The sequence below is a fragment of the Variovorax sp. Varisp85 genome (assembly GCF_047304045.1).
Lineage (GTDB): Bacteria > Pseudomonadota > Gammaproteobacteria > Burkholderiales > Burkholderiaceae_C > Variovorax.
This window is the reverse complement of the sequence record NZ_JBGLYN010000133.1, coordinates 1-2623: the sequence shown is the minus strand read 5'-3', so window position 1 is coordinate 2623 and position 2623 is coordinate 1. Positions and strand designations below refer to the sequence as shown.

Below are 2623 nucleotides of genomic sequence, written 5' to 3'. Positions count from 1 at the left end.
TGTTGGCGCCGACCGGAAACTGAGCCAGTTTTGCGGGTAGTGCCGAAGTAAAAGTGAGCCAGGTGTTCAACCTACCCTGCTGTTTATTTAAGCAGCGGGGTTCGAGGAGTGATCACCATGGACATGATTGGCAGGATCCGACGGCTGCACGTGAGGGACAAGCTGTCGGAGCGTGAGATCGCGCGCATGACGGGGCTGTCGCGCAACACGGTCTCCAAGTGGCTGCGCGCACCGATCAATGAGACGCCGAAGTACCGGCGTGAGCCGCGCCCGAACAAGCTCAGCGCGTTCGAGGCGGCACTGAGGCAGGCATTGACGGCCGATGCCAGGCGGCCCAAGCACGAGCGGCGCACGGCCCGCGCGCTGCACGCCGAGATCAAGGCCGCGGGCTACGGCGGCGGCTACTCGGCCGTCACCGACTTCGTTCGGGCCTGGCGCCAGGGCGAAGGGCAATCGGTCAACGTCACGGCCTACGTTCCCTTGAACTTCGAGCTCGGGGAGGCCTTCCAGTTCGATTGGAGCGAAGAAGGCCTGGTCGTCGGCGGCATCTACTACCGCGTGCAGGTTGCGCACCTGAAGCTGTGCGCGAGCCGCGCCTTCTGGCTGGTCGCCTACCCGAGTCAGGGTCACGAGATGCTGTTCGACGCCCACACCAGATCGTTCGCGGCGCTGGGCGGCGTGGCGCGTCGCGGGATCTACGACAACATGCGCACCGCCGTCGACAAGGTCCACAAGGGCAAGGGCCGCACCGTCAACGCGCGCTTCGCGGTGATGTGCGCCCACTACCTGTACGACCCCGACTTCTGCAACGTGGCTTCAGGCTGGGAGAAGGGGCGCGTGGAGAAGAACGTGCAGGACAGTCGTCGGCGCATCTGGATCGAGGCGGCCCGACGCCGCTTCGGCTCCTTCGTCGAACTCAACGCCTGGCTGGGCGAGCGCTGCCGAGCCCTGTGGGACGAGGTCCGGCATCCCGAGCACGGCCAGTTCAGCGTGGCCGAGATGCTCGAGCACGAGCGGCCCCACCTGATGCCCATGCCCGCGCCCTTCGATGGCTACGTGGAGAAGCCCGCACGGGTGTCGAGTACCTGCCTGGTGTCGGTGGCGCGCAATCGCTACTCGGTGCCGTGCGAGCTGGCCGGGCAGATGGTCAGCACGCGGCTGTACCCCGGCAGCGTGGTGGTCGTCGCCGACGATGCAGTCGTCTCGCGCCACGAGCGGATGAGCGATTCGGGCGGTACGCGCTACGACTGGCAGCACTACATCCCCCTGGTGCAGCGCAAGCCTGGCGCGTTGAGGAACGGCGCCCCCTTCGCCGACATGCCCGAGGCGCTGCAGCGCCTGCGCCGTGGCCTGCTGCGCCAGACCGGCGGGGACCGCGTGATGGCCCAGGTGCTGGCCATCGTGCCCACGGCCGGTCTGGATGCGGTGATCGTGGCGGTCGAACTGGCGATGGAGAACGGACCGCCGTCCGGGCGCGTCAGCGTGGAGCATGTCGTCAACGTGCTCGGCCGGCTCAACGCGCCGGCAACGCCGCCAAGCGCCGAGACGGCGCTGCAGGTCGCCACACCGCCGCTGGCCAACACGGCGCGCTACGACAGCCTGCGTGATCAGGAGGTGGGCCATGCGTGACGTGACCGTTGAGCTCAAGGCGTTGCGCCTGCACGGCATGGCCAGTGCCTGGTGCGATCTGCAGGAGCAAGGGCCGGCCTCGGGTCTGGAGGCCTCGCGCTGGCTGGTCGAGCATCTGCTGCAAGCCGAGTCGACGGACCGGGCGATGCGCTCGGTCCAGTACCAGATGACCTCGGCACGCTTCCCGGTGCACCGGGATCTGGCGGGCTTCGACTTCGATGCCTCGCCGGTGGACCAGAAGCTGATCCAGCAGCTCGCGACGCTGGAGTTCACCGAGGCCGCGCACAACGCCGTGCTGGTCGGCGGACCGGGCACAGGCAAGACCCATCTGGCCACGGCCCTCGGGGTGTCGGGCATCGTGCGCCAAGGCAAGCGCGTGCGGTTCTACTCCACGGTGGATCTGGTCAATGCGCTGGAGCAGGAGAAAGCCCAGGGCAAAGCCGGGCGGATCGCCAGCGGTCTGCTGCGCATGGACCTGGTGATCCTGGACGAGTTGGGCTACCTGCCGTTCAGCCAGGCCGGCGGCGCGCTGCTGTTCCATCTGCTGTCCAAGCTCTACGAGCACACCAGCGTGGTGATCACCACCAATCTGGACTTCGCTGAGTGGTCGACAGTGTTCGGGGACGCAAAAATGACGACCGCTTTGCTCGACCGCCTGACGCACCACTGCCACATCGTGGAGACGGGCAACGAGAGCCATCGCTTCCTGCACAGCAGCGCAACTGCCAAGAAGCGCATCAAGGCCAGGGAACAGGCCCGCAAGGGCAGCAGCAAGAGCGATTCAAACAACCCCACCGACTGACGCTCCTGACCCAGACAGGGCGCTACGGGCTTCGCCCTGCGCGCCCTATGAGTTCGATCACAGAACCAAAAAGGAGATCAAAGAACAAGCAACGCCATACACTTATCCACAGTCGACCATTGCTGCGTCGGCTTCCACCCCTGGCTCACGATTCAAGCGGCGCGGTGGCTCAGTTCTACTTCGGCGCGGACA

At 66.4% G+C, this 2623-nt stretch carries 2 protein-coding genes; both read left to right on the top strand.

Annotated features, from left to right (window positions below; genetic code table 11):
• Nucleotides 1–117 precede the first annotated feature (117 nt).
• A complete protein-coding gene (gene istA / locus ACCC97_RS28665; RefSeq protein WP_413336346.1) occupies nucleotides 118–1629 on the top strand; it encodes an IS21-like element ISVapa2 family transposase in 1512 nt (503 codons plus the stop codon).
• Nucleotides 1622–2431: an IS21-like element helper ATPase IstB gene (istB, locus tag ACCC97_RS28660; RefSeq protein WP_413336344.1), complete on the top strand. Its 810-nt coding sequence runs from the start codon at nucleotides 1622–1624 to the stop codon at nucleotides 2429–2431. The genes istA and istB overlap by 8 nt, the downstream gene beginning before the upstream one ends.
• Nucleotides 2432–2623 lie beyond the last annotated feature (192 nt).

Excerpts from the sequence above, each read along its gene's own strand:
- istA (WP_413336346.1), top strand. The coding sequence starts at position 118 with ATGGACATGATTGGCAGGATCCGACGGCTGCACGTGAGGGACAAGCTG.
- istB (WP_413336344.1), top strand. The coding sequence starts at position 1,622 with ATGCGTGACGTGACCGTTGAGCTCAAGGCGTTGCGCCTGCACGGCATG.